A 23,226-nucleotide genomic window follows, 5' to 3' on the forward strand; every position below is an offset into this window, starting at 1 on the left:
GGCGCTCAGCGCGGCGGGTCGCGCCGGTTTTCACGCGTATCGTTGGCCGCGGCGGCCGGCGCCTTGCGCAGCGCGACCGCGATCGCGCCGACCAGCGCCACCACGCCATTGGCCAGGCCCACGATGACGGCGACCAGCACGTCGCCGTAACCCTCGACGTAATTCGTATCGACGTCCTGGCTGGCCAGGTTCCAGCCGATCACGCCGAACAGCGGCGAGCCGATCAGCAGGTTCAGCGCGAACATCGCCACCGCGGCGTAGCGCAAGTAGCCGCGCGACCAGTACAACAGCAAGGCGTTCCAGCCCAGCGCCAGCAACACACCGAAGATCAGGACGGCTTGTTCCATGTGCGGGTTCTCCTGGCGGTTGCGGCATCCTAGCCGCATTCGCCGCGCGGCGCGCCTCAGCCGCGCTGCGCCCACTGCGCGTACAGGCCGTCTTCCGCTTCCGGCCGCAACTGCCGCAGCGGCAGGCGCTGCCGCGCCGGCGGCAACGCCATCTGCGCGTAGACCGCGGCGGTGGACAGGCCGAACGGTTCGCCGTCCTCGTTCGAATAGGCGTAGTACGCGGCCTCGATCCCGGCCAGGTGCATCGCCGCCAGGCACATCGGGCAAGGATGGCCGCTGGCGTAGATCGTGCAGCCTTCCAGCCGGGTCAGGCCGAGCGCGTGCGCGGCCTCGCGGATCGCCAGCAGTTCGGCGTGTGCGGTCGGGTCGCCGGTGTCGAGGATGCGGTTGACCGCGCGCGCGAGCACCTGCCCGTCGCGCACCAGCACCGCGCCGAACGGACGGCCGCCGGCGGCGGCGTTGGCGCGCGCCAGGGCCAGGGCTTGGCGCATGAATTCGAGGTGGCGCGGGTCGGCTGGGCGGTCGTTCACGGCGGGCTCCGGCGGCGGAAAGAGGACAGCGTGCCTGCGCGGCGAGCGCGCGGCGTGGACCGATCCTGGCGGTTCGCGGCCGCGGCTGCCGGACATGGCGCGCAGAACCCGCTCGCCAGTGCGATGCACGCGGAATCCGGGGCGTCCCCGGGACGACCCACTGCCGCGAAACCTAGCTGCCGCGGCACTCGCCTGCCGTCATGCCCGCGAACGCGGGCATCCAGGGCTTCACCGCGACACGACTCCAAAGCCCTGCCCGCGTTCACCGCAATGGCGGCAGGCGCGCACGTGGGCGCGGCCCGATCGGCCCACCGCCTACGCCGCCGCTCGCGCCCCGGGCCCTCGCCTCGCCGAAAACGAAAAAGCCCGACCGAAGCCGGGCTTTCATCGCGATGCTGCGAGCCGATGGGTCAGTCGCCCATCTGCTTCTGCATGTGCTCCCAACGCTCTTGCGCGTCGATCGTGCGCTCGGCGGTGAGACGCGCTTCCAGGCGGTCCAGGCCGATGTCTTCGCCGGTATCGACGCAGAAACCGTAATCGCCCGAATCCACCCGCTTGAGCGTGCTGTCGATCTTGCTGATCAGCTTGCGGTAACGGTCGCGGGTGCGCAGTTCCAGCGAGTTCTCGGTCTCGCGGGTGGCGCGCTCGGCCTCGTCGCCGACGTCGCGCACTTCGTCCTTGAGGTTCTCGATGGTCTGCTTGGACTCCTCGACCAGATCCGCGCGCCATTGCAGCAGACGCTGGCGGAAATATTCGAGTTGCAGCGGATTCATGTACTCCTCGTCCGCGGTCGGCTTGTAGCCTTCCGGCACGATCGGACGGCCGGTGGTGGGATCGTTCTTGTACGGAACGACCTTGACCTTGGTTTTCGGCGCGGGCGACGCCGGCGTCTTGGTGGTCACCGCCACGGCGACCTTGCCGGCCGGACGGTTGCTGGATGCTGTCTGGGTCACTGTGTTCTTGCTTTGGTCGGAGATGATGCTGTCGGCCTGTTTCGCTGCGGACGCCGGAGCGGCCGGCGGAACAGACTGCGGTGGGGTTTTGGCTGCGGCTTGCGCAGGTTTCGTCTTGTCAGCTTGCGGCAATTTCGCTTCAACTTTTTTAACGCCGGCCTTGGCGAGTGCGGTTTCCTTGATCGGCGCCTCTTTTGCCGGCGCCGCCTTGGGCGTTTTGGCGCCCGAATCCTTCGTCGGCGCCTGCTTGGCCGGCGGATCCTTGACCGGCACCTGCGGCTTGTTCGTGTCCTTGATCGGCACCTGCGGCTTGGCCGCCGCGCCCTTCTTGGCCGCGGCGGGCGCGGCCGCCGGCTTCTTCGCCGTGGCCGGCGCGGGCTTGGCCGGCGCCTTCTTGGCCGGCGCCGGAGCCGCCTTCTTCGCGACCGGCTTGGCCGCGACCGTCTTCTTCGCCGCCTTGGCCGGCGCCTTGGCCGCCACCTTCTTCGCCGCGACCTTGGTCGGCGCCTTGGCCGCCGTCTTCGGTGCCGGCTTGGCCACCTTCTTCGCGGCCGGCTTCACGGTCTTGTTGACGGCCTTGGCGGCCTTCTTCGCAGGTTTTTTCACTGCCACGACAGGCTTGTCCTTCTATTCCCTGAGGGCGCCGACGGACGCGGTCCGGCGGCATCGCGGGCCAAGCATGACCCACCCGGCCATCAAATGCACATGCGCTCGATGACCGCAAGTGAAATCCGGCGCACGGCCGGTTTTCGCCCGGCCCGGACGGCACGGCTTTGCGTTTCGCGCCGCGGCGGACCTTCGTCTTGCACTTGCCTTGTTTTGGGGAAAGCGCGCTGTTATACCCTGCCCGGGCACCCTCGGCAACCGCATCGCGCGGGCTCCGCCGATGGCCGATCGCGGGGGTAAAATGCGTCCCTGCGCGGGGCTTTCGCCACGCTGCGTCCCCGCACCGTCACTACCGTTGCCGGCATTAAGGAAACGTGATCGCCCGCCTTCTCCTCGTCCTGCTGCGCGGCTACAAACGCTGGATCAGCCCCTTGCTCGGCCAGCGCTGCCGCTTCCACCCGAGCTGTTCGTCGTATTCGATGACGGCGATCGCGCACTACGGCGCGCTCAAGGGCAGCTGGCTCACCGCCAAGCGGCTGGCGCGCTGCCACCCGCTGCATCCCGGCGGCTACGACCCGGTGCCCGGCACCGAGGACGCCGCCGCCTCCCCCGCCTCCGACCCTGGACACTGCTCATGCCATCGACCCTGATCGTCAACGCCCGCCTGGTCAACGAAGGACGCGAGTACGACGGCGACCTGCGCATCGACGGCGAACGCATCGCCGAAATAGGCGCGGGACTGTCGGCGCGCGCCGGCGAGACCGTCATCGACGCGCGCGGCCGCCGCCTGCTGCCGGGCATGATCGACGACCAGGTCCACTTCCGCGAACCGGGCATGGAATACAAGGCCGACATGGCCACCGAATCGGCCGCCGCGGTCGCCGGCGGGCTGACCACGTTCATGGACATGCCCAACACCAGCCCGCCGACCCTCGACGCGGCCGCGCTGGAAGACAAGTACCGCCGCGCCGCCGGTCGCGCCTGGGGCAACTTCGGCTTCTACCTCGGCGCCAGCAACGACAACCTCGCCGCGATCCAGTCGCTGGACCCGCGCACCGCGCCGGGCGTGAAGGTGTTCATGGGCGCGTCGACCGGCAACATGCTGGTCGACGATCCGGTGACGCTGGACGCGATCTTCCGCGACGTGCCCACGCCGATCATCACCCACTGCGAAGACACGCCGATGATCGACGCCGAGCTGGCGCGCTACAAGGCGCAGTACGGCGACGACATTCCGGCGCGCTTCCATCCCGACATCCGCTCGCGCGAGGCGTGCAAGAAGTCGACCGAGCTGGCGATCTCGCTGGCGCGCAAGCACAACACCCGCCTGCACGTGCTGCACATCAGCACCGCCGACGAACTGGCGCTGTTCCAGCCCGGCCCGATCGAGGGCAAGCGCATCACCGCCGAGACCTGCATCCATTTCCTGCGCTTCGACCGCGACGATTACGAGAAGCTCGGCCATTTGATCAAGTGCAATCCGGCGATCAAGGACCCGGCCGACCGCGAGGCGCTGATCCGCGCGGTCGCCAGCGACGTGATCGACGTGCTCGCCACCGACCATGCCCCGCACACGCTGGAAGAAAAGGCGCGTCCGTACACCTCGGCGCCGAGCGGTTTGCCGCTGGTGCAGTTCGCGCTCAACGCGGCGCTGGAACTGGTGCACGAAGGCCGGCTGAGCACCGCGCAGGTGGTCGACAAGTTCGCCCACGCGCCGGCCAAGCTGTTCGACGTCGAGCACCGCGGCTTCCTGCGCGAAGGCTATTTCGCCGACCTGGTGCTGATCGACGACGCGCCGTACACGGTGGCGCGCGAGGACGTGCTGTCCAAGTGCGGCTGGTCGCCGTTCGAGGGCCGCACCTTCCGCAGCCGCATCGCTTCGACCTGGGTCAACGGGCAGCTGGCCTGGGACGGCGTGTCGCTGGTCGGCGCGCCGAACGGCCAGCGCCTGGCGTTCGCCCGATGAGGATTGCGCTGCGCGCGGCCGCGCTGGCGGTTGCGGCCGCGACGCTGGCGCCGGTCGCGTCGGCGTCGGCGCAGGTGGTCGCGTCCGGCACGATCCCGGACACGGCCGCCGAGACCGCGCCCACCGCCGGCGCGAGCGCCGATGGGCGCACGGTGTTTCCCGCTTCGGTGCCGCAGGGCGCGATGGTAATCGGCAAGGTCCCGCCCGGCAGCGTGGTGCGCTACGGCGGCCGGCAATTGCGGGTCACGCCGTACGGCAGCGTGGTGTTCGGCGTCGGCCGCGACGCGACCGGCCCGCTCAGCGTCGAAGTGCAGGCGCCCGGCGGTACGCCGCAACGCGCGGCCATCGCGGTGACGCCGCGCGACTTTCCGACCGAATACATCCAGGGCGTCCCGCCCAAGACGGTCAATCCGCCGCCGGAGATCGCCGCGCGGATCGAGCGCGAACAGGCCCAGGTGACCGCCGCGCGCGCGCGCGACGACGAACGCCCCGACTTCGCCCAGCCGTTCCAGTGGCCGGTGCAAGGCCGCATCAGCGGCCGCTTCGGCAACCAGCGCGTGTACAACGGCAAGAAGGGCTCCGGCCATTCCGGCATGGACATCGCCGCGCCCACCGGCACGCCAGTGAAAGCGCCGGCCGCCGGCGTGATCACCTTCGCCGCCCCGGACCTATACCTGACCGGCGGCACCGTGCTGCTCGACCACGGCCACGGCATCAGCTCGAACTTCCTGCACCTGTCGCGGATCGACGCCAAGGTCGGCGACCGCATCGCCCAGGGCCAGGTCATCGGCGCGGTCGGCGCGACCGGCCGCGCGACCGGGCCGCATCTGCATTGGGGCATGAACTGGTTCGACGTGCGGATCGATCCGCTGCTGGTGCTGGAGCGGGCGAAAACCGCGCCTTGAGCGTCGTGGGCCGAAGGAACTGAGTCGGCGGCGCGGTTCTAGCGGCTGCGGGCAGCGTTCGTCGACGTTGCATTGGCGCGGTCGCGGCTTGCGCCGCTCCTACTGGTAGATCGCCTACATCGGGCTCGCCCTGTAGGAGCGGCGCGAGCCGCGACCGCGGGGTTACAGGTCGCTCCGAAAGTCCGAATGCGCTGCGGCGCGGTTCTAGCGGCTACCGGCAGCACTGATCGACATTGCATTGGCGCGGTCGCAGCTTGCGCCGCTGCTACAGGGAACCAGCCAGGCGCCGCCAGCGTTACGCGGCAGGTTCGCGCAACGTCGCCAGCGGTTGCAGCGACGGCGACTGTTCCAGTTCGCGCAGGCGCACGCACTTGGGGTTGGGCTGGCGCGGGCCGGCGTGCGCGAGCAAGGCGTTGCCGCGCTCCATCAAGCCCAGGCGCTGGCGCGCCAGGGCCTGGGCGTGTTCGAGTTGCTCGGGGCCGGCGGCGAGACCGGCGGCGATGGCGCCGCCTGCGTCCATGCCCAAGGCTTCGCGCCGCGGCGCGCGCAGCCACGGCGCGACTTGCCGCCACAACGCCTCCCAGTCCAGTTCGGGAAACGCCAGCGCCGGCGGCGATGCGGCCGGCAGCAGCGGCGCCAGGCACGCGCGCGGTTGCGCCGGGTTTTCGGCCAGGCAGCGGTAGACGAATTCGCTCGCGCTCATCGCCCCGGCGTTGTCGCCGGCGGCGTGCAGCAGCGCTTCGCACAGCACCGCGCGCAGCGGGGCCGAGTCGGGCAACGCGCGGTCGCGCAGGGCCGCGGCGCGGCCGAGCGCGGCCAGCGGATCGCCGGCGAAGGCCGGGCTGCGCAGCGACAGGGCGTGGGCGAGCACGGCGATGCGGTCGGCGTCCTGCAACGGCCGCTGCGCCGCCAGCGGGCGCCGCGCCTGCGCTTCGATCAGCTCCGGGTCGGCCAGACGCTCGGCCAGCGCGCGCTCGACCACCCCGCCGGGGCCGGTTTCGATCAGGTAGCCCGCGCGCCCGACCAGGGCGACGTGGTCGAAGCGGCTCTCGCCGAACCACGCGGTCAGCGCCGCCAGCGGGCCGCGCGCTCGCAGCAGCAGGACGTCGCCGGTCCGCAGCGGCACCGGTACGGCGCCGCCTTCGGGGGTCAAGAGACCACCTCGTGTTCGCTCTCGCTGCCGTGCGCGGTGACCCGGTCGCGGCCGGCGGACTTGCTCGCGTACAAGGCCGCGTCGGCGCGTTCGAGCAGTTGCTCGGGCGTCTCGCCCGGCTGCAGTTCGGCCACGCCCAGGCTCAGGCTCACCGGCAGCAGGCGGCCGTCGATCGACAGCGGGCTGCCGCTGACCGATTCGCGCAGGTGCTCGGCCACCCGCGCCGCGTCGCGCAGGTAGGTGTCGGCCAGCACCACCAGCACCTCGTCGCCGCCGTAGCGGCCGAACAGATCGTAGGCGCGCAAGCGGTTGCGCGTGCGCAGGGCGACGATGCGCAGGGTCTCGTCGCCGACCCGGTGACCGTGCTCGTCGTTGATGCGCTTGAAGTGGTCGATGTCGAAGAACACCACCGACAGCGGCCGCTGCGAGCGATGCGCGCTCTCCACCGCGCTGCGCAGGCTCTGCGAGATCGCCGCGCGGGTCATCGCCCCGGTCAGGCTGTCGTAGGTGGCCAGGCGGTTGGCGGTGTCGCGGTCGCGGCGCAACTGTTGCAGCTTCGAGGTCAGGCCCAGCAGCAGGCCCAGGCCGCCGAACGCGAGGCCGACCGGGAAGGTGTATTCGAGCCAGGCGAACTCCGGCCACCACTCGTGGTTGGCGCCGACCAGGATCACCAGCAACACCATCAGCGGCAGCCACGCCAGCAGCAGGAAATAGGCCTCGCGCTGGCGCCGCCACACCGCCACCACGGTCGCGTAGAGGATCAGCGCGAGCACCAGCAGCAGGTTGAGGTTGCCGTACAGCGCGCTGTACTTCCAGGTGCGGAACAGGCTCACCACGATCAGCGCGCCGAGCGAGTAGCTGCACCAGTCCAGCGCCCGGGTCACGCGCGGCTGGGTCGTGCGCAGGCCGAGGAAGAAGATCAGGAAGCGGATGCTCGCCAGCACCGCGGCCGTGGTCAGCACGATGTTGGTGCGGGTGTCCGGGGCTATGTCCTTGAGCCACGGCACCACCCGCATCTCGCCGCCGTCGGAGGTCAACGTCAGTATCTGCAGGATCAAGGTGAGCCCGAGGTAGGCGTAGCCGCGCTCGCGCAGGCCGATCCAGAACCCGAACGCCAGCACCGCTACCACGCCCATCGCGGTCAGCACCACGCTGCGCAGGCCGACGTGCATCATGTCCTCGCGCTGGACCTTGGCCAGCGGCTCGACCTCCACCTGCGACGACAGCACGTCGGCGGCGAGCATGCGCAGGTACAGCGCGTCGCCCTTGCGCAGCCCCTTGGGCAGCGGGAACACGATCATCCGGGTGGAGTGGTTGAGATCGATGTCGGGGCCGTAGATCGAGCGCCGCAGCGGCAGTTCGTCGCCGGGCCGCCACAGTTCGATCTCGCGCCGCGAGGGCCGGTCGATGGTGAGTTGCGGGGCGACCGCGGGGTCCACGTCCTGGTTGACCACGATCCGCCACCAGCGCGGCTCGCCCTTGCTGCCCCAGACCAGGTTGCCGGACACCGCCTCGAAACGGCCGTCGAACTCGCCGGCCAGCACCCGCGCCGGCACCGGGTCGCCCTGGGCCAGCCGCGACAGGCTCAGCGACGGCGCGCGGTAGCCGACGGGATCGAAGGCTTCGCGCGCGGCCTGCGCGGCGGAAGGCGGCGCGGCGGCGGCGGCCAGCGCCGCGGACAGCAGCGGCTTGGCGACGAGCGGTTCGGACGAAGGCGCGGGCACGGCCGCGCCGGCCGACGCAGCGGCCGCGGACATCGCGGCGACCGGAGGCAGGACGATGGACTGCGCCGACGCGATCGTCGCCACCGCCCACAACGCGAGCACGGCCATCCAGCCGCGCCAGCTACCACGCCAGGGTGTCCCCATGCCCCTTCCGGTCACCAGTCTGCTGTGCCGAGCATAGCCCAAGGGGGCTGCATTCCGGTGCAGGGGGCGATCACGGTTTCCACCTTGAAATTGTGCTGGCGCACACGCCTCCGCGCATTGCCGCGCCACGCGGCCGGCTTCGGCCGCGATCCTACACCGGCGCGCCCCGGCGCCGCCGCCGGCAAAAACGACAGTTGGCGACGGCGATCGCGCGGCGATGGCGAGCGCGGCGCGGCCTTGTTCGGGGCGCCAAGGCCGCTTGATTCCAGGCCGCCGTTTTTCGCGCGCAGCCCGGTGCGGACCGGCGTTTCGCTATCCGGCGCTACGGTCGAAACGGTTCGATGCCGGCGCTTCGATGCCGGCGCCGCGCACGCGGCATCGGCGCGCGCGGGCTCGAGGACGAAGCGGCCACGACGCAGTCGTCGCGGCCGCCGTCGATGCGTCCGGCGCGCTTACTCGCGCGCGCCGTGCCCGGTCACGCGCGCGACCGCGTCGTGCGCATGCAGGCTTTCGAAATGCGCTACTTCGGCGTCGAAGCGCTCGATCCGCGGGTCCGTCGACAGCGCCGCGGCGACCCGGCGCGCGGCGTCTTCGCAGAACATCAGGTTCTCGGCGTTGAGGCGGGCGAAGGCCTGCTCGTCCTCGCGCTTGACCGCGGTCTGCACCGGCGTGGCGAGCGCGGCTTCCAGCGCGTCGATCAGCGCGGTCAGCGGCAGTTCGTCGAAGGCCGGGCGCAGCTCCACGCGCACGTCGGCGCGGCTGCGCTGGGCGTGCGGAGTCGCGGCCAGACCGCGCTCGGAGGCCAGCCACTCGCCGACCACGGCGGTGGACAGCGGGTGGGCGGCGGCGAAATCGGCGACGAAGCGCTCGGCGTTGAGCTGGCGCGACAGCGCCGCCGAGGCCGGGCAAGTGCTGGAGTATTCGACCGCGAAACGCAGGCCGAGCTGCAGGTGGCCGTCGAGCAGACGCGCGTCGATCTCGACCGGATAGCGCTTCCAGCCGGCGTTGGCGCTGGCCAGGGCCGGACGCAGCAGCAGTTGCTCGTAGCGCAGGACCAGGCGCGCCGCGCTGGAGATGCCGCCCTGCCCTTCGATCAGGCTCTGCAGCACCCGGCGCAGGCCGGCCGGGGTGACCGACTCGCTGGCGAAGGCGTTCTGCAGGTGCAGGTACATGCGCGACATGTGGATGCCGCGGGCGTTGGCGTCGCGCAGGTTGACCGCGACGTCGACCGAGGCCGGCACCTGGATGACGGCGCCGTCGGCGCCGGCGATGCGCAGCGGCAGGGCGATATGGGACATGCCGACCCAGTCCAGCGGACGCGCCGCGGCGGCGGCGTCGAAGGCGACATCGGGCAGGCTCGAACGAGTGGGTACGAAAGGAGTATTCACAACGCTGAAAGTGGGGGCGCGTGAGGGTTACGCAACCTCGCCATTCTACCGGCGGCGCCCCGGCCTGCCCCGGCCCCGCCTTGCAACGGTCAGTTGCGGGCGCCGCGCCAGGCCGCCAGCAGCGCGGTCCACGGCGACAGCGGCCGGGCCGCGTCGCCGCGCTGCAGGCGGGTATGCGCCAGCGCGGTCCATAGCCGTCGCGGCACGGTCGCGCCGAAGCGCTCGGGCCACTGCGCCAGCAGTTCGCGGCTCCATTCCACCGCCGCGCCCTCGCCGGGCCGCGCCATCGCCCGGGCGACCACGCTCAGCGGCACCGCCGCGTCGCCCTGCAGCACCAGCCGGGCCTCCAGCAGCGAGGACTGGATCGCCGGCACCGCCGTCTCGGGCAGTTGTCCGGGCACCGGGTCGAACAGGGACGCGTCGATCGCCGCGCAGGCCTGGGCCAGCGGCAGCAGGCCGTCGAAGGCCTCGCCGCGGTCGCCGGGGCGTTCGCGGCTGTCGCGCAGGCCCGGCAGGCTCGCGGCCAGCGCCGCCCACGGCGCGTCCTGGCGCTGCAGGGCCAGGCCCAGCGGATGCCGGCGCCGGCCCTGGCGCCAGCCTTGCAGTTCTTCCATCCACCAGCCGAGCTTGGCCTCGCCGGGCAAGGCGTCGGTGCCGCCCCAGGCCGCGTCGGTCAGTTCCTGCTGCAGCGCCGCCCAGGCCACCGCGACCCCGCGCTGGGCGCGCGGCACGAACACTTCGGCCACCGACCATTCCGGCCAGCGCGCGCGCCATTTGCCGGCGAAGTCCTGCAGCGCCTGCTCCTGATTGGGCTGGCCCTGGACGGGCTGGCCCTGCGCGGGCTGGCCCGGGGCGGGCTGGCCCGGGGCGGGATGCTGGTGCGGCGGGTCCTCGGCGGCAGGCGCGTTCATGGCGGCCTTCATCGCGTCGCCGGCCAGGCGTCCGCGGTGGCCAGCGCGGCCGGGTCGTCGACCAGGACGTCGCCCTGCCAGGCGATCGGATCGTCCAGTTCCAGGCGGTAGCCCCACAGCGCCACCACCGAAGGCATGCCGGCGGCGCGCGCGGCAAGGATGTCGCGCTCGTCGTCGCCGACGTAGGCGCAGGCGCCCGGCTCGACGCCGATGCGCTGCGCGGCCACCGTCAGCGGCAGCGGGTCGGGCTTGCGCGCGGCCAGGGTGTCGCCGCCGATCAGCACCGCGCAACGGGTGTCCCAGCCCAGCAGCGGCATCAGCTTGCGCGCCAGGTATTCGGGCTTGTTGGTGACGATGCCCCACGGCCGGCCCGCGGCCTCCAGCGCCGCCAGCATCGCTTCCACGCCGGGGAACGGCGCCCCGTGCAGGCCGAGTTCGCGTTCGTAGGTGTCGAGGAACTCGGGCACCCAGGTTTCGCGTTCGCCCGCATCGACATCGGCGAAGGCCGCGCCGAGCATCGCCCGCGCGCCCTTGGACACGTGCGGGCGCAGCGCTTCCAGCGGCATCGGCCCGCGCCCGCGCGCGGCGCGCATCGCGTTGGCGGCGGCGAGCATGTCCGGCGCGCTGTCGAGCAAGGTGCCGTCGAGGTCGAACAACGCCGCCTGCGGAAAGGCGGCCGCGGGCGCCGCGCTCATGCCGCGGCGTCCTGGGCGTCGGCGGGCTTGAACGCGCAGACCAGGTAGTTCACGTCGGCGCGCGGGACGATGCGCGCGGCGTTGCGCCAGGGCTCGTACATCAGGCCGCTGACGTCCTCCAGTTGCAGGCCGGCCTCGCGCAGCCACCCGGCCAGCTCGGACGGCTTGATGAAGTCGCGGTACTGATGGGTGCCGCGCGGCACCAGCCGGGTCAGGTACTCGGCGCCGACGATCGCCAGCGCGAACGCCGCCGGCGTGCGGTTCAAGGTCGACAGGAACAGGCGTCCGCCGGGCTTCAGCGCGGCGGCGCAAGCGCGCACGATCGCGCGCGGGTCGGGCACGTGTTCGAGCATTTCCATGCAGGTGATCAGGTCGAAGCGCGCCGGCATCTCCTGCGCCAGCGACTCCACCGACTGCAGCCGGTAATCGACGCCAACCCCGGTCTCCAGGCGGTGCAGCTTGGCGACCTTGATCAGTTCCGGCGCGAGGTCGATCGCGGTGACCTGGGCGCCGGACGCGGCCAGCGCCTCGCTCAGCAAGCCGCCGCCGCAACCGACGTCGAGCGCCAGCGCGTCGCGCAAGGGCGCGCGCCGGGCCACGTAGTCCAGCCGCACCGGGTTGAGCGCGTGCAGCGGCTTCTGCGGCCCCTGCGGGTCCCACCAGCGGTTGGCGAGGGCGCCGAACTTGTCCAGTTCGGCCTGGCTGAAGTTGTCGCGGCCGGGGGCGCCGTCGGCGCCGTTCTCGTGCGGTGCGTTGCTTGCTGCGCTGCTCATGCCTGCCTGCTCGTTCTGTCGCCGCGCGCGCGGTGCGCGCGGCCGGTGTGCCGTGTGCCTAGTGTGAAGCAGGTCCGCGGCCACCGGCGTGAACGCACTGCGTCGCAGCGCCGCAGGCCGTGCGGACCATCGCGGTTCGCGTCCCGGCTACCGCCCCGTCGCGCTCACCGCGCGATCGCGGCGATGCGCTCGCGCCACTGGCGCGCGTTGGCGACCAGCGCGGCGGTGTCCATGTCGACCAACACGCGCTCGCGCAGCTTGGCCTTGCCGGCGATCCACACGTCGCCGACCTGGTGGCGGCCGGTCGCGTAGATCAGCTGCGAGACCACGTGGTGCACCGGCTGGGTCTCCAGCTGGCCCAGGTCGACGCAGACCAGGTCGGCCTGCTTGCCGACCTCGATCGAACCGATCTTGGCGTCGAAGCCCAGCGCCTTGGCGCCGCCGAGGGTGGCCGCGCGCAACGCGCTGAACGCATCCAGCGCCTTGGCGTCGTTGGCCACCGCCTTGGCCAGGATCGCCGCGGTGCGGGTCTCGCCGAACATGTCCAGATCGTTGTTGCTGGCGCAGCCGTCGGTGCCGATGGCGAGGTTGACCCCGGCGTGGTGCAGCTTGCAGGCCGGACAGAAGCCCGAGGCCAGCTTGAGGTTGGATTCGGGGCAATGCACCACGCTGACGCCGCGCTGCGCGCACAGCTCGATCTCGGCGTCGGTGAGCTGGGTCATGTGCACCGCGATCAGGCGGTCGCTGACCAAGCCCAGCCGATCCAGGCGCGCCAGGGGGCGCTGCCCGTACTGCTTGATCGAATCGGCGATCTCCTGCGCGGTCTCGTGGGTGTGCAGGTGGATCGGCAGATCCAACTGGTCGGCCAGCATGCGGATGCGCTCGAAGTTCGCGTCGCTGACCGTGTACGGCGCGTGCGGCGCGAACGCGGTCGCGACCAGCGCGTCGTCGCGCCACAGGTCGTGCACCTCGCCGGCGCGGTCGAAGTATTCGTCCGAGGTCTTGGCCCAGGCGGTCGGGAAATCGATCACCGGCAGGCCGACCCGGGCGCGGAAGCCGTGGCGCTTGTAGACCGCGGCCTGCACGTCGGGGAAGAAGTAGTTCTCGTTGGCGCAGGTGGTGCCGCCGCGCAGCATCTCGGCGATCGACAGGGCGATCCCGTCCTCGACGAACTGCGGCCCGATCACCGCCGCCTCGACCGGCCAGATGTGGCCTTGCAGCCATTCCATCAGCGGCAAGTCGTCGGCGATGCCGCGCAACAGGGTCATCGGGTTGTGGGTATGGGCGTTGACCAGGCCCGGGATCAGCGCCGACTCGGGCCGGCCGACGGTCTGCGCCGGCGCGTAGCGCTGGCGCGCCTGCGCGATCGGCAGCACGTCGGCGATGACGCCCTTGTCGACGATCACCGCATGGTGCTCCAGCACCACCGCATGCGGCTCGACCGGCACCACCCAGCCCGCTTCGATGGACAGGTCGCAGGGAACGGGCTGGTGTTCGGAGGTCATCGGCGCTGCTCGCTGGTTTGGGCCGGTGTTCGGGCCGCAGGGGGGACGCCGCCCCGTGGCCGGGCCGGCCGGGTGTTGCGAAAACGCGGCCACAGGTGCCGGCCGCGTTCAGGTGTCGCCTTGGGTGTCGCGACTCGCCGCGCTGGCGCGGGAGCGGGAGCGGGTTGTGTGTGGATCGCGACGCTAGCCGCGCAGCTCCGCCGCACCACCTCGAAACCGCGCGCCTTCAAAACCGTCATTCCGGCGAAAGCCGGAATCCATTTTGCCGTCGCTTTTCTTGCCTGGAAACGACAAAGGCGAAAACAACCGCAACAGCAAAATGGATCCTGGCTTTCGCCAGGATGACGCATCGGCAAAGCCGTGGCCGCCAAGGCGGCCACGGGCCGATGCGTCACTTCACCCGGCTGACGTACTCGCCCGAGCGGGTGTCGACCTTGATCACTTCTTCCTGGCCGACGAACAGCGGCACGCGCACCACCGCGCCGGTTTCCAGGGTCGCCGGCTTGCCGCCGCCGCCGGAGGTGTCGCCGCGCACGCCCGGATCGGTCTCGACGATCTTCAGCTCGACGAAGTTCGGCGGCTGGACCGCGATCGGGGTGCCGTTCCACAGGGTCACCACGCACTCTTCCTCGCCCTTGAGCCACTTGTCGGCGCCGGCCATGCCGGCCTTGTCGGCCTGCACCTGCTCGAACGACTCCTGGTTCATGAAGTGCCAGTACTCGCCGTCGGAGTACAGGTACTGCATGTCGGTGTCGACCACGTCGGCCTGCTCGACGCTGTCGGTCGCCTTCATGGTCATTTCGACCACGCGGCCGGACTTGATGCTGCGGTACTTGACGCGGGTGAACGCCTGGCCCTTGCCCGGCTTGACGTACTCGGTCTCGGTGATGATGCACGGATCGTTGTTGACCAGGATCTTCTGACCGTTCTTCACGTCGTTCATGCCAAGGGTGGCCATGGTGAAACTCCCTGCGAATTGATTTGTGTCGGTGAATGAGGTTCCGGCCGTCGCGGCGCGGGGCCGCGGACGTCCAGCCGCCGTCGTCGGCGCCGCTCCCGCGCCGGCCCCCGTCCGGGACCGGACGCGGCCCCGCGGCCGCCAGGCGGCGCGGGGAAGGCTAGAATGTCGGGCTGCGCCGGCCCCGTCCGCGGCGAAACCGCCGCTGCGGGACCCGGGCACCGCGATCGGAACCCTGAAGGCTAGCCCCGCATGATACCTGCTGCGCATCCCCTCTCGCACCCGGCCCCCGCCCAGGGCGCCGCCGCGCCGCCGCGCTGGCAGGCGCTGTGGCGCGACGCGGTGCGCGACCCGGGCGAGCTGCTGGGCCTGCTGGGGCTGGACCCGCGCGCGCTGGGGGTGTCCGCCCAGGCCGCGGCGCAGTTCCCGCTGCGGGTCCCGCGCGGCTTCGTCGCGCGCATGCGCCCCGGCGACCCGGCCGACCCGCTGCTGCGCCAGGTCCTGCCGTTGGACGAGGAAATGCGGCCGATGCCCGGTTTCGACCTGGACGCGGTCGGCGACGGCGCGGCCAAGGCCGGCCACGGGGTCATCCGCAAGTACCGCGGCCGCGCCCTGCTGATCGCCACCGGCAGCTGCGCGGTCAACTGCCGCTACTGCTTCCGCCGCCACTTCCCCTACGCCGAGGAGACCGCGGCCGCGGCCGGCTGGCGCGAGGCGGTGGCGGCGATCGCCGCCGATCCGGACATCGACGAGGTGATCCTGTCCGGCGGCGACCCCTGGTCGCTGGCCACGCCGAAGCTGGCCGAGCTCACCGACGCCCTGCAAGCGGTGCCGCACCTCAAGCGCCTGCGCGTGCACACCCGCCTGCCGATCGTGCTGCCCGAACGCGTCGACGCGGCGCTGACGGCGTGGCTGGCGGCGCTGCCGTGGCCGGTCGCGGTGGTGCTGCACGCCAATCACGCCAACGAATTCGACGCGTCGGTGGACGCCGCCATGCGGCGCCTGCGCGACGCCGGCGCGACCTTGCTCAACCAAGCGGTGCTGCTGCGCGGCGTCAACGACAGCGTCGAGGCGCTGGCCGCGCTGAGCGAACGCAGCCACCAGGCCGGCGTGCTGCCCTACTACCTGCACCAGCTCGACCGCGTGCAGGGCGCGGCCCACTTCGAAGTCGCCGACGAGGACGCGCGCGCGCTGCACCGGGCGCTGGCCGCGCGCCTGTCGGGGTATCTGGTGCCCAAGCTGGTGCGCGAAGTGGCAGGCGACCCGGGCAAGCGTCCGTTGTAAGGTTGTAATCTGGCTGGGGTTTGATGGGGAACGCCGCAGGTTGCGGCTTGGCGCGCGCGCAAAGTCGATCAGCTTCGCATCCGTGGCGTGTTCGAACCCTACAACGGGTCACAGATTCTCGTCCCCGCGTGGACGAGGCCGGCGCTTCGTGTCATAAAACCGGCCCACGGAGGTGGTGAATGCAATTCGGCAAAGACATGGTGCTGCGCTTGCTGATCGTCGACGACAGCGTGGAGGCGGCCGAAGCCATCGTCAGCGCGCTGCGCAACAGCGGCATCGCGGTGCGGCCCACGCGCCCGGAAAGCGAACAGGAGCTGGCCGCGCTGATCCTGCAGCACCCGCCGGATCTGGTCCTGGCCGCGCGCAACTCGCGCCACGTCTCGCTGGCCAAGCTGATGCAGGCGGTCGACGCCAGCGGCAAGGACTTGCCGGTGCTGGTGATGATGGAAGCCGTCGACGAGACCGCCCTGCTCGGGATCATGGAGATCGGCGCGCGCGGCATCGTCCTGCGCTCCAACATCGGCCACCTGCAGCACCGGGTGCGCTCGGAATGGGCCGACCTGGAAGCGCGCCGCTCGCTGCGCAAGCTCGAGGCCCAGGTGCGCGAGACCGAACGCCGCTGCGACGCGCTGATCGACTCCTCGCGCGATCCCATCGCCTACATCCACGAAGGCATGCACATCCGCGCCAACGCGGCGTACCTGGAGATGTTCGGCTTCGAATCGTTCGAGGACATCGAGGGCATGTCCCTGCTCGACCTGGTCGCGCCCGGCCAGGTCGACGGCTTCAAGCAACTGCTCAAGCAGCTCAGCAAGGGCGAGCCGCCGCCGCCGAGCTACGAGACCCAGGCCCGCACCCTCGACGGCAACGCATTCCCGGCGGTGATGGAGTTCACTCCGGCCACCTACGAGGGCGAGCACTGCCTGCAGGTGGTGCTGCGCCGGCAGGAGATCGATCCGGAACTGGCGCGCGAGGTCGAAGCGCTGCGCCAGCGCGACCAGGTCACCGGCCTGCTCAACCGCGCGACCTTCCTGCGCCAGCTCGAGGACGCGGTCGCCGACGCCGCCCACGGCGACGCCCACCACGGCCTGCTGCTGGTCGAGCCGGACCACTACAACCAGCTGCTGCAGGAAATCGGCCTGGACCAGGCCGACCAGCTGATCGCCGCCTGCGGCCAGCGCCTGCGCGAGGCGATCGGCGCCGACGACGTGGCCGCGCGCTTCGGCGAGCACCAGTTCGCGGTGCTGACCCTGCGCAGCGACCACCAGCACACCTCCGACCTGGCCGAGCGGCTGCGCGCGGCGTTCTCCGAACGCGTGATCGAAGCCGGCCAGCTCGCCCTGAGCGCGACCGCCAGCATCGGCGGCGTGCAGATCGGCGAGAAGATCGCCAGCGTCACCGCGGTGCTGGGCAAGGCCAGCCAATGCCTGCAGTCGGCGGCCGACATCGGCGGCAACCGCAGCGAGTTGTTCGACCCCGGCGCGGCCGACCGCGCCGAGGAAGAGCGCATCGCCGCCTGGGTCGCGCGCATCCGCGACGCGCTCGACGCCGACCGCTTCGTCATGAACTACCAGCCGCTGATCAACCTGCACGGCGAGCCGATCGAGATGTACGAGGCCTACCTGCGCATGCAGAGCGCGGGTCCGGACGACGGCAGCGAGCTGGTCCAGCCGCTGTCGTTCCTGCAGATCGCCGAGGAACACGGCCTGCTGTGGGAGATCGACCGCTGGGTCGTCGGCAAGGCGATCCAGGTGATCGGCGAGCGCATGCGTCAGGGCAAGCGCACGACCTTGCTGGTCAAGATCACCCAGGCCTCGCTGCAGGACGAGAGCCTGCAGCAGCACATCGTCGAACAACTGGCCAAGCACGGCGCCGACGGCAAGCTGCTGGTGCTGCAGTTGCCCGAGTCGAAGGTGTTCACCAACCTGCGCGCGGCGCAGGAGTTCCAGTCGCGGGTCTACCACTACGGCGTGCGCGTGGGGCTGGAGCAGTTCGGCGCCGGGCTCAATTCGTTCCAGTTGCTCAACCATTTCGACGCGGCCTTCCTCAAGATCGACCGCGGCTACATGGAAGACCTGACCAGCCACCCCGACCATCAGCAGCGCGTGCGCGAGATCGCCGAGAAGGCGCGCGAACTGGGCCGGCAGACCATCGCCGAGTTCGTCCAGGACGCGGCCAGCATGAGCCTGCTGTTCGCGGCCGGGATCGACTACGCGCAGGGGCATTTCCTGGCCGCGGCGGGGCCGGAGATGGATTACGACTTCCAGTAAGGCCGCGAGCGCGGAATCGGAAAGGCCCGGTTGGCCGCGCTCGCCGATCCGCTCTCTCCGGGCCGGCTTCCTTCGAAAAGCCCGCAAGCCGAACAAGAAAAAGCCCGCCGGTCGGCGGGCTTTTTCGTTGCGCGGGCCGCGGCGATCAGCGGACCACGGCCGAGCCGCTGGCGCGCTCCTGCGGAGCGTCGATCAGGGCCTGGATGCGCTCCTCCAGCGGCGGATGGCTGCGCATCAGCTTGGACAGGCCGTGGCCGACCGCGCCGCTGATGCCGAAGGCCTGGACCTGGTTCGGCAGGGTGCTCTCGCCGTAGGTCAGCGACAGGCGCTTGAGCGCGGCGATCATCTTCTCGCGGCCGGCCAGGCGCGCGCCGCCGGCGTCGGCGCGGAACTCGCGGTAACGCGAGAACGCCATCGCGATCATGCTGGCGAGCAGGCCGAACACGATGTCGAGCGCGAACACGGTGACGAAGTAGAACAGGCCGCGGCCGCCGCCTTCGCGGTTGCCGCTCATCATCGCGTCGATCCAGCCGCCGACGATGCGCGCGGCGACCAGCACGAAGGTGTTGAGCACGCCCTGGATCAGCGCCATGGTGACCATGTCGCCGTTGGCGACGTGGCTGACCTCATGCGCCAGCACTGCCTCGGCCTCGTCGCGGGTCATCGCCCGGATCAGGCCGGTCGACACCGCGACCAGCGAGTTGTTGCGGTTGGCGCCGGTGGCGAAGGCGTTGATTTCCGGCGCGTCGTAGATCGCCACTTCCGGCATGCCGATGCCGGCGGCCTGGGCCTGGCGACGCACGGTGGCGACCAGCCACTGCTCGGTCTCGTTGCGCGGCTGCTCGATCACGTAGGCGCCGGTGGATTTCTTGGCCACCCACTTGGACATCAGCAGCGAGATCAGCGAACCGCCGAAACCGAACACCGCGGCCATGACCAGGATCGCGCCGTTGTTGCCCAGGCGGATGCCGAACACGTTCTGCAGCACCGACATGACGATGCCGAGCAGGACCAGGACGGCCAGGTTGGTGGCGAGGAACAGGGCTATGCGTTTGAACATGGTCTTATCGTCTTCGTCTGGGCGCTGGAGCCGCTGCGCGCGGCCCTGGCGACGGAGCCGCGCGCCCGCGCGGCCCTGGTGTTCGACGATCCCTGTCGGGCGTGCCCTGTGCGGGCATGGCGCCGGTCTGGCCGACGCCGTTGATGTGGAAATGTGGCGAAGCGCGCGTTAATTCAACGAGAATCCGCACGACCACCGCAGCGCCACGGGTTTTCGTTCATTGTCCGGACATAAACATTCCATCGACGGCGACAACGGCGACAGCGAAGCCGCGACGCCCGCGTATCGCGGCCGCTTCGCGCCCTCGCCCACCGGCGACCTGCACGCCGGTTCGCTGCTGGCCGCGTTCGCCAGTTGGTTGCTGGCGCGGCGCGCCGGCGGCGAATGGCTGGTGCGTATCGAAGACCTCGACCCGCCGCGCGAAGTTCCCGGCGCCGCGCAGCGCCAACTCGACGCGCTGGCCGCGTTCGGCCTCGACAGCGACCTGCCGGTGCTGCGCCAGAGCCGCCGCCATGCGCAATACCAGGCCGCGCTGGATCGCCTGCTCGCGCAGGACCTGGCCTTCGCCTGCCACTGCAGCCGCAGCGACCTGGCCGCCAGCGGCGGCGTGCACCGGCGCTGCGTGGCCCACGGCCCGCGCCCCGGCCACGCCGCGCCGCAGCCGGCGGTGCGCCTGCGCGTCGCCGACGGCGCGGTCGTCGAATTCGACGACCTGCTGCTCGGCCGCCAGCGCCAGGACGTGGCGCGCGAGGTCGGCGACTTCGTCCTGCGCCGCGCCGACGGCCACTGGGCCTACCAGTTGGCGGTGGTGGTCGACGACGCCGAACAAGGCGTCACCGACGTGGTGCGCGGCGCCGACCTGCTCGATTCCACCGCGCGCCAGATCCTGCTGCAACGCGCGCTGCGCCTGCCGACGCCGCGCTACGCCCACCTGCCGCTGCTGCTCGACGCGCACGGCCGCAAACTGTCGAAGTCCGAGGCCGCCCATCCGCTGGACCCGGCCGATCCGCTGCCGGCGCTGCGCGCCGCCTGGGCCGCGCTCGGACAGGACGCGCGGGCGCTGGTTGCGGTGGAAACTGTCACGCAACTGCTGCGCGCGGCGCGCGATTCGTTCAATCCGGCACAGATTCCGCAGGCCGCTTCAGGTCTCGCCGCGATGCACAACGATCCCGACGCCAATGCTGTCTAGAATCGGTACGCGACCGCCCTTTTGCGGCCATGGAGAGCTCAGCATATGCAGTCACGCGTTGCACTCGTCACCGGCGGTACCGGTGGCATCGGCACCTCGATCGTCCAGCGCCTCGCCAAGTTGGGGCACAAGGTCGCGACCAATTATCGAGACGAGGCCAAGGGGCGCGCCTGGCAGGCGCAGATGAAGGAACAGGGGTTCGACGTCGCCATCGCCCACGGCGACGTGGCCTCGCCCGAGCACGCCGAAGCGCTGGTGCGCGAGGTCGAACGCCAGCTCGGCCCGGTCGACATCCTGGTCAACAACGCCGGCATCACCCGCGACACCACCTTCCACCGGATGACGCCGCAGCAGTGGACCGAGGTCATCGACACCAACCTCAACTCCTGCTTCAACGTCACCCGTCCGGTGATCGAGGGCATGCGCGAGCGCAAGTGGGGCCGGATCGTGCAGATCAGCTCGATCAACGGCCAGAAAGGCCAGTACGGCCAGGCCAACTACGCCGCGGCCAAGGCCGGCATGCACGGCTTCACCATTTCGCTGGCGCAGGAAAACGCCAAGTTCGGCATCACCGTGAACACCGTGTCGCCGGGCTACATCGCCACCGACATGGTCATGGCGGTGCCCGAGGACGTGCGCAACAAGATCATCGCCCAGATCCCGACCGGCCGCCTCGGCTCGCCGGAAGAGATCGCCTACGCGGTGGGCTTCTTCATCCCCGACGAAGCCGGCTGGATCACCGGCGCCAACCTCTCGGCCAACGGCGGCCAGTACATGGGTTGGTGACGGCCCGCCGTCGCTGCGGACCGGCCGCGCTCGCCGCGGCCGGTCGCTCGCTTCCTCTGCGACACGCGCTGCCTGCGACACGCTTCGATCGCAGGCGCCGAGCCGTGTAACTCGCTCCGGCGAACTTCGATCCCAGGCGCGCGCAGCGCACGCCCGCTTCGGCCGCCCGCGCCGCAGCCCCGTTCAGGTCTTGCGCCGCAAGCGGCCGTCCGCGCAACCGACGCGGCGAAGGCCGCGCAACGGCCGCCATCGTGAACCGTACATCCCCGCTCCCGCGCGCCGCGCACGCGTCCGCACGACCGTGCCGCACGGCCTTTTTCCGCGTTTTTCAGGGAATTCCGCCGGCTCGCGCGCGAGCGCCGGCGGAGCCGCCGCGACGCCCGCCGGGCGCCGTTCCCGCCAACTGTTGCAAGGCCCGCCGCCCTGCGCCATGCTGCAAGGCACCACGTTTTTAGAGCCAAAGCTCAATGGCCTCGACTCGCGTCATCAAGAAGTATCCGAACCGTCGTCTCTACGACACCGAGATCTCCAGCTACATCACCATCGAAGACGTGCGCCAGCTGATCGTGGACGGCGAGGAGTTCGAAGTCCGCGACGCCCGCTCCGGCGACGACCTGACCCGGCAGGTGTTGCTGCAGATCATCGCCGAGCACGAGCAGGACGGCGACCCGGTGCTGTCGACCCAGTTGCTGAGCCAGATCATCCGTTTCTACGGCGATTCGCTGCAGGGCTTCATGGGCAACTACCTGGAACGCTCGATGCAGCTGTTCCTCGACCAGCAGCAGCAGTTCCGCAACCAGATGGGCGGCATGCTCGGGCAGACGCCGTGGGCGATGATGAACCAGCTCACCGAGCGCAACCTCAACATGTGGAAGGAATTCCAGCAGAACCTGTCGGGCAGCGTCGGCCAGCCGGTCACGCCCAAGCCCAAGCCCGGCCCCGGCCCCGGCGGCACCGAACCCGGCAAGCGCGAGCGTTGAGCCGCGCCTGCGTCCGCGTGCGCCGGCGCGCGCGCGGGCCGGCGTCCTGGGGAGGACGCCGCTGCCGCCGCGCCGCGCGCACAGCGGCGCTCCACGACTCGCCAGCGCTCGCGCAGATCCGCGTCCGCGCCCGCGCGCCGTCGCCGCTTCGCCGGCCCTGACGGCATCGTCCGACCGCTAAGCGCCTTCATCGCGGGCGCGCCTTCGCTTGGGGTAATCGCATGGAAAAACGCATCGCCGTGGTCAGCGGCGGCATCGGCGGGCTCGGCAGCGAGATCTGCCTGGCCCTGGCCCGCGCCGGCCGCCGCGTGATCGCGCTGGACCTGGGCGCGCGCGCGCAGCGCATCGCCGAATTCGCACAGCTGACCCAAGGCCACGACATTCGCTTCGAAGCCGCCGACGTCGGCGACTTCGACGACTGCGGCGCGGCGGTGGAGCGCATCGCCGGACGCGACGGCGGCATCGACATCCTGGTCAACGCCGCCGGCATCACCCGCGACGGCAGCCTGCGCAAGATGGACAAGCGCGCCTGGGACGAGGTGCTCAACGTCAATCTCGACGGCGTGTTCAACCTGTGTCGGCACACGGTGGACGCGATGGCCGGGCGCGGCTTCGGCCGCATCGTCAACATCAGCTCGGTCAACGGCCAGACCGGCCAGTTCGGCCAGACCAACTACTGCGCGGCCAAGGCCGGCATGCACGGCTTCACCATGGCGCTGGCGCGCGAGGTCGCGCGCAAGGGCGTGACGGTGAATTCGGTGTCGCCGGGCTATTGCGAGACGGCGATGGTGGCGGCGGTGCCGGAAGAGATCCGCAGCAAGATCGTCGAGTCGATACCGGTCGGGCGGCTGGGCAAGCCGAGCGAGATCGCGCGCACGGTGGAGTTCCTGACCGCGGACGACGCCGGGTTCATCACCGGCGCGAACATTCCGGTCAACGGCGGCTTGTTCATGAGTTTTTGAGCTTCATGAGTTTTTGAGCGGCCGGATTCGGGCGCCGTCGCGAAGTCGCTTCGACGCGGCCGCGTTCACTCGCCTCGTCCGCCGCCTGCGTCGTCGCGTCCTTGCACCGTTGCCTCACCGCACCGTTGCCTCATTGC

At 70.9% G+C, this 23,226-nt stretch carries 21 protein-coding genes; 9 read left to right on the plus strand and 12 right to left on the minus strand.

Annotated features, from left to right (window positions below):
• Positions 1-5: 5 nt before the first annotated feature.
• The 3 genes from JHW41_RS16055 to dksA form a co-directional block, all read right to left on the minus strand.
• Positions 6-347: a hypothetical protein gene (locus JHW41_RS16055; protein ID WP_250443407.1), complete on the minus strand. Its 342-nt coding sequence runs from the start codon at positions 345-347 to the stop codon at positions 6-8.
• Positions 348-403: 56 nt separating this feature from the next.
• Entirely contained in the window at positions 404-877 is a 474-nt protein-coding gene (locus tag JHW41_RS16060; protein WP_250443410.1) for a nucleoside deaminase, read from the minus strand.
• Between the two features lie 410 nt (positions 878-1,287).
• Entirely contained in the window at positions 1,288-2,442 is a 1,155-nt protein-coding gene (dksA, locus tag JHW41_RS16065) for an RNA polymerase-binding protein DksA (RefSeq protein WP_250443413.1), read from the minus strand.
• A gap of 368 nt (positions 2,443-2,810) precedes the next feature.
• Here dksA and yidD point away from each other — a divergent pair, with 368 nt between their 5' ends.
• Genes yidD through JHW41_RS16080 form a run of 3 tightly spaced genes read left to right on the plus strand, consistent with a single transcriptional unit; the run spans position 2,811 to position 5,307 of the window.
• Entirely contained in the window at positions 2,811-3,086 is a 276-nt protein-coding gene (yidD, locus tag JHW41_RS16070) for a membrane protein insertion efficiency factor YidD (RefSeq protein WP_057947076.1), read from the plus strand.
• Positions 3,071-4,402 (plus strand): dihydroorotase, encoded by a 1,332-nt coding sequence (locus JHW41_RS16075; protein ID WP_250443417.1) that lies wholly within the window; start codon positions 3,071-3,073, stop codon positions 4,400-4,402. The genes yidD and JHW41_RS16075 overlap by 16 nt, the downstream gene beginning before the upstream one ends.
• Complete coding sequence (locus tag JHW41_RS16080; protein WP_250443420.1) at positions 4,399-5,307, plus strand: M23 family metallopeptidase; 909 nt, start codon at positions 4,399-4,401, stop codon at positions 5,305-5,307. The genes JHW41_RS16075 and JHW41_RS16080 overlap by 4 nt, the downstream gene beginning before the upstream one ends.
• Positions 5,308-5,602: 295 nt before the next feature.
• Here JHW41_RS16080 and JHW41_RS16085 read toward each other — a convergent pair whose 3' ends face one another.
• The 8 genes from JHW41_RS16085 to efp form a co-directional block, all read right to left on the minus strand.
• Positions 5,603-6,460, minus strand: a complete 858-nt coding sequence (locus JHW41_RS16085; RefSeq protein WP_250443423.1) for a hypothetical protein — start codon at positions 6,458-6,460, stop codon at positions 5,603-5,605.
• On the minus strand, positions 6,457-8,328 hold the full coding sequence (locus JHW41_RS16090; protein ID WP_078997925.1) for a sensor domain-containing diguanylate cyclase: 1,872 nt from the start codon (positions 8,326-8,328) through the stop codon (positions 6,457-6,459). Before JHW41_RS16090 ends, JHW41_RS16085 begins: the two co-directional genes overlap by 4 nt.
• Before the next feature lie 452 nt (positions 8,329-8,780).
• Positions 8,781-9,716, minus strand: coding sequence for a GTP cyclohydrolase FolE2 (folE2, locus tag JHW41_RS16095; RefSeq protein WP_250443426.1), 936 nt, complete (start codon positions 9,714-9,716; stop codon positions 8,781-8,783).
• Positions 9,717-9,805: 89 nt separating this feature from the next.
• On the minus strand, positions 9,806-10,627 hold the full coding sequence (locus JHW41_RS16100; RefSeq protein WP_250443429.1) for a phytoene/squalene synthase family protein: 822 nt from the start codon (positions 10,625-10,627) through the stop codon (positions 9,806-9,808).
• An 8-nt stretch (positions 10,628-10,635) separates the two neighbouring features.
• Positions 10,636-11,322 (minus strand): phosphoglycolate phosphatase, encoded by a 687-nt coding sequence (locus JHW41_RS16105; RefSeq protein WP_250443432.1) that lies wholly within the window; start codon positions 11,320-11,322, stop codon positions 10,636-10,638.
• Positions 11,319-12,095, minus strand: coding sequence for a bifunctional 2-polyprenyl-6-hydroxyphenol methylase/3-demethylubiquinol 3-O-methyltransferase UbiG (ubiG, locus tag JHW41_RS16110; RefSeq protein WP_250443435.1), 777 nt, complete (start codon positions 12,093-12,095; stop codon positions 11,319-11,321). Before ubiG ends, JHW41_RS16105 begins: the two co-directional genes overlap by 4 nt.
• Positions 12,096-12,259: 164 nt before the next feature.
• Positions 12,260-13,600, minus strand: a complete 1,341-nt coding sequence (locus tag JHW41_RS16115; RefSeq protein ID WP_250443437.1) for a TRZ/ATZ family hydrolase — start codon at positions 13,598-13,600, stop codon at positions 12,260-12,262.
• A 391-nt stretch (positions 13,601-13,991) separates the two neighbouring features.
• A complete protein-coding gene (gene efp / locus JHW41_RS16120; RefSeq protein WP_057947067.1) occupies positions 13,992-14,558 on the minus strand; it encodes an elongation factor P in 567 nt (188 codons plus the stop codon).
• Between the two features lie 252 nt (positions 14,559-14,810).
• On the opposite strand from efp, the gene epmB reads away from it, so the two are divergent.
• The gene (epmB, locus tag JHW41_RS16125) at positions 14,811-15,842 is read left to right on the plus strand and encodes an EF-P beta-lysylation protein EpmB (RefSeq protein WP_250443440.1); all 1,032 of its coding nucleotides are present in this window, start codon (positions 14,811-14,813) and stop codon (positions 15,840-15,842) included.
• A 179-nt stretch (positions 15,843-16,021) separates the two neighbouring features.
• Positions 16,022-18,112 (plus strand): EAL domain-containing response regulator, encoded by a 2,091-nt coding sequence (locus JHW41_RS16130; protein ID WP_057947065.1) that lies wholly within the window; start codon positions 16,022-16,024, stop codon positions 18,110-18,112.
• A gap of 145 nt (positions 18,113-18,257) precedes the next feature.
• On the opposite strand, the gene htpX is transcribed toward JHW41_RS16130, so the two are convergent.
• The gene (htpX, locus tag JHW41_RS16135) at positions 18,258-19,172 is read right to left on the minus strand and encodes a protease HtpX (RefSeq protein WP_250443443.1); all 915 of its coding nucleotides are present in this window, start codon (positions 19,170-19,172) and stop codon (positions 18,258-18,260) included.
• Positions 19,173-19,413: 241 nt separating this feature from the next.
• Here htpX and gluQRS point away from each other — a divergent pair, with 241 nt between their 5' ends.
• The 4 genes from gluQRS to phbB (JHW41_RS16155) all read left to right on the plus strand — a co-directional run bounded on the left by gluQRS (position 19,414) and on the right by phbB (JHW41_RS16155) (position 23,089).
• On the plus strand, positions 19,414-20,361 hold the full coding sequence (gene gluQRS, locus JHW41_RS16140) for a tRNA glutamyl-Q(34) synthetase GluQRS (protein WP_250451071.1): 948 nt from the start codon (positions 19,414-19,416) through the stop codon (positions 20,359-20,361).
• Between the two features lie 45 nt (positions 20,362-20,406).
• Positions 20,407-21,147, plus strand: coding sequence for an acetoacetyl-CoA reductase (gene phbB / locus JHW41_RS16145; protein WP_250443446.1), 741 nt, complete (start codon positions 20,407-20,409; stop codon positions 21,145-21,147).
• A gap of 467 nt (positions 21,148-21,614) precedes the next feature.
• Positions 21,615-22,127, plus strand: a complete 513-nt coding sequence (gene phaR / locus JHW41_RS16150; RefSeq protein WP_057947062.1) for a polyhydroxyalkanoate synthesis repressor PhaR — start codon at positions 21,615-21,617, stop codon at positions 22,125-22,127.
• A 221-nt stretch (positions 22,128-22,348) separates the two neighbouring features.
• Positions 22,349-23,089, plus strand: coding sequence for an acetoacetyl-CoA reductase (gene phbB, locus JHW41_RS16155; protein WP_250443447.1), 741 nt, complete (start codon positions 22,349-22,351; stop codon positions 23,087-23,089).
• Positions 23,090-23,226: the final 137 nt, after the last annotated feature.

The sequence above is a fragment of the Lysobacter enzymogenes genome (assembly GCF_023617245.1).
Taxonomy (GTDB): domain Bacteria; phylum Pseudomonadota; class Gammaproteobacteria; order Xanthomonadales; family Xanthomonadaceae; genus Lysobacter; species Lysobacter yananisis.

Bases quoted from the DNA above. Each gene is read 5' to 3' on its own strand.
- JHW41_RS16130 (WP_057947065.1), top strand. From the start codon at position 16,022: ATGCAATTCGGCAAAGACATGGTGCTGCGCTTGCTGATCGTCGACGAC.
- ubiG (WP_250443435.1), bottom strand. From the start codon at position 12,095: ATGAGCAGCGCAGCAAGCAACGCACCGCACGAGAACGGCGCCGACGGC.
- epmB (WP_250443440.1), top strand. From the start codon at position 14,811: ATGATACCTGCTGCGCATCCCCTCTCGCACCCGGCCCCCGCCCAGGGC.
- JHW41_RS16080 (WP_250443420.1), top strand. From the start codon at position 4,399: ATGAGGATTGCGCTGCGCGCGGCCGCGCTGGCGGTTGCGGCCGCGACG.
- JHW41_RS16115 (WP_250443437.1), bottom strand. From the start codon at position 13,600: ATGACCTCCGAACACCAGCCCGTTCCCTGCGACCTGTCCATCGAAGCG.
- JHW41_RS16105 (WP_250443432.1), bottom strand. From the start codon at position 11,322: ATGAGCGCGGCGCCCGCGGCCGCCTTTCCGCAGGCGGCGTTGTTCGAC.
- JHW41_RS16090 (WP_078997925.1), bottom strand. From the start codon at position 8,328: ATGGGGACACCCTGGCGTGGTAGCTGGCGCGGCTGGATGGCCGTGCTC.
- efp (WP_057947067.1), bottom strand. From the start codon at position 14,558: ATGGCCACCCTTGGCATGAACGACGTGAAGAACGGTCAGAAGATCCTG.
- phbB (WP_250443446.1), top strand. From the start codon at position 20,407: ATGCAGTCACGCGTTGCACTCGTCACCGGCGGTACCGGTGGCATCGGC.
- phaR (WP_057947062.1), top strand. From the start codon at position 21,615: ATGGCCTCGACTCGCGTCATCAAGAAGTATCCGAACCGTCGTCTCTAC.
- JHW41_RS16075 (WP_250443417.1), top strand. From the start codon at position 3,071: ATGCCATCGACCCTGATCGTCAACGCCCGCCTGGTCAACGAAGGACGC.
- JHW41_RS16055 (WP_250443407.1), bottom strand. From the start codon at position 347: ATGGAACAAGCCGTCCTGATCTTCGGTGTGTTGCTGGCGCTGGGCTGG.
- phbB (WP_250443447.1), top strand. From the start codon at position 22,349: ATGGAAAAACGCATCGCCGTGGTCAGCGGCGGCATCGGCGGGCTCGGC.
- htpX (WP_250443443.1), bottom strand. From the start codon at position 19,172: ATGTTCAAACGCATAGCCCTGTTCCTCGCCACCAACCTGGCCGTCCTG.
- JHW41_RS16100 (WP_250443429.1), bottom strand. From the start codon at position 10,627: ATGAACGCGCCTGCCGCCGAGGACCCGCCGCACCAGCATCCCGCCCCG.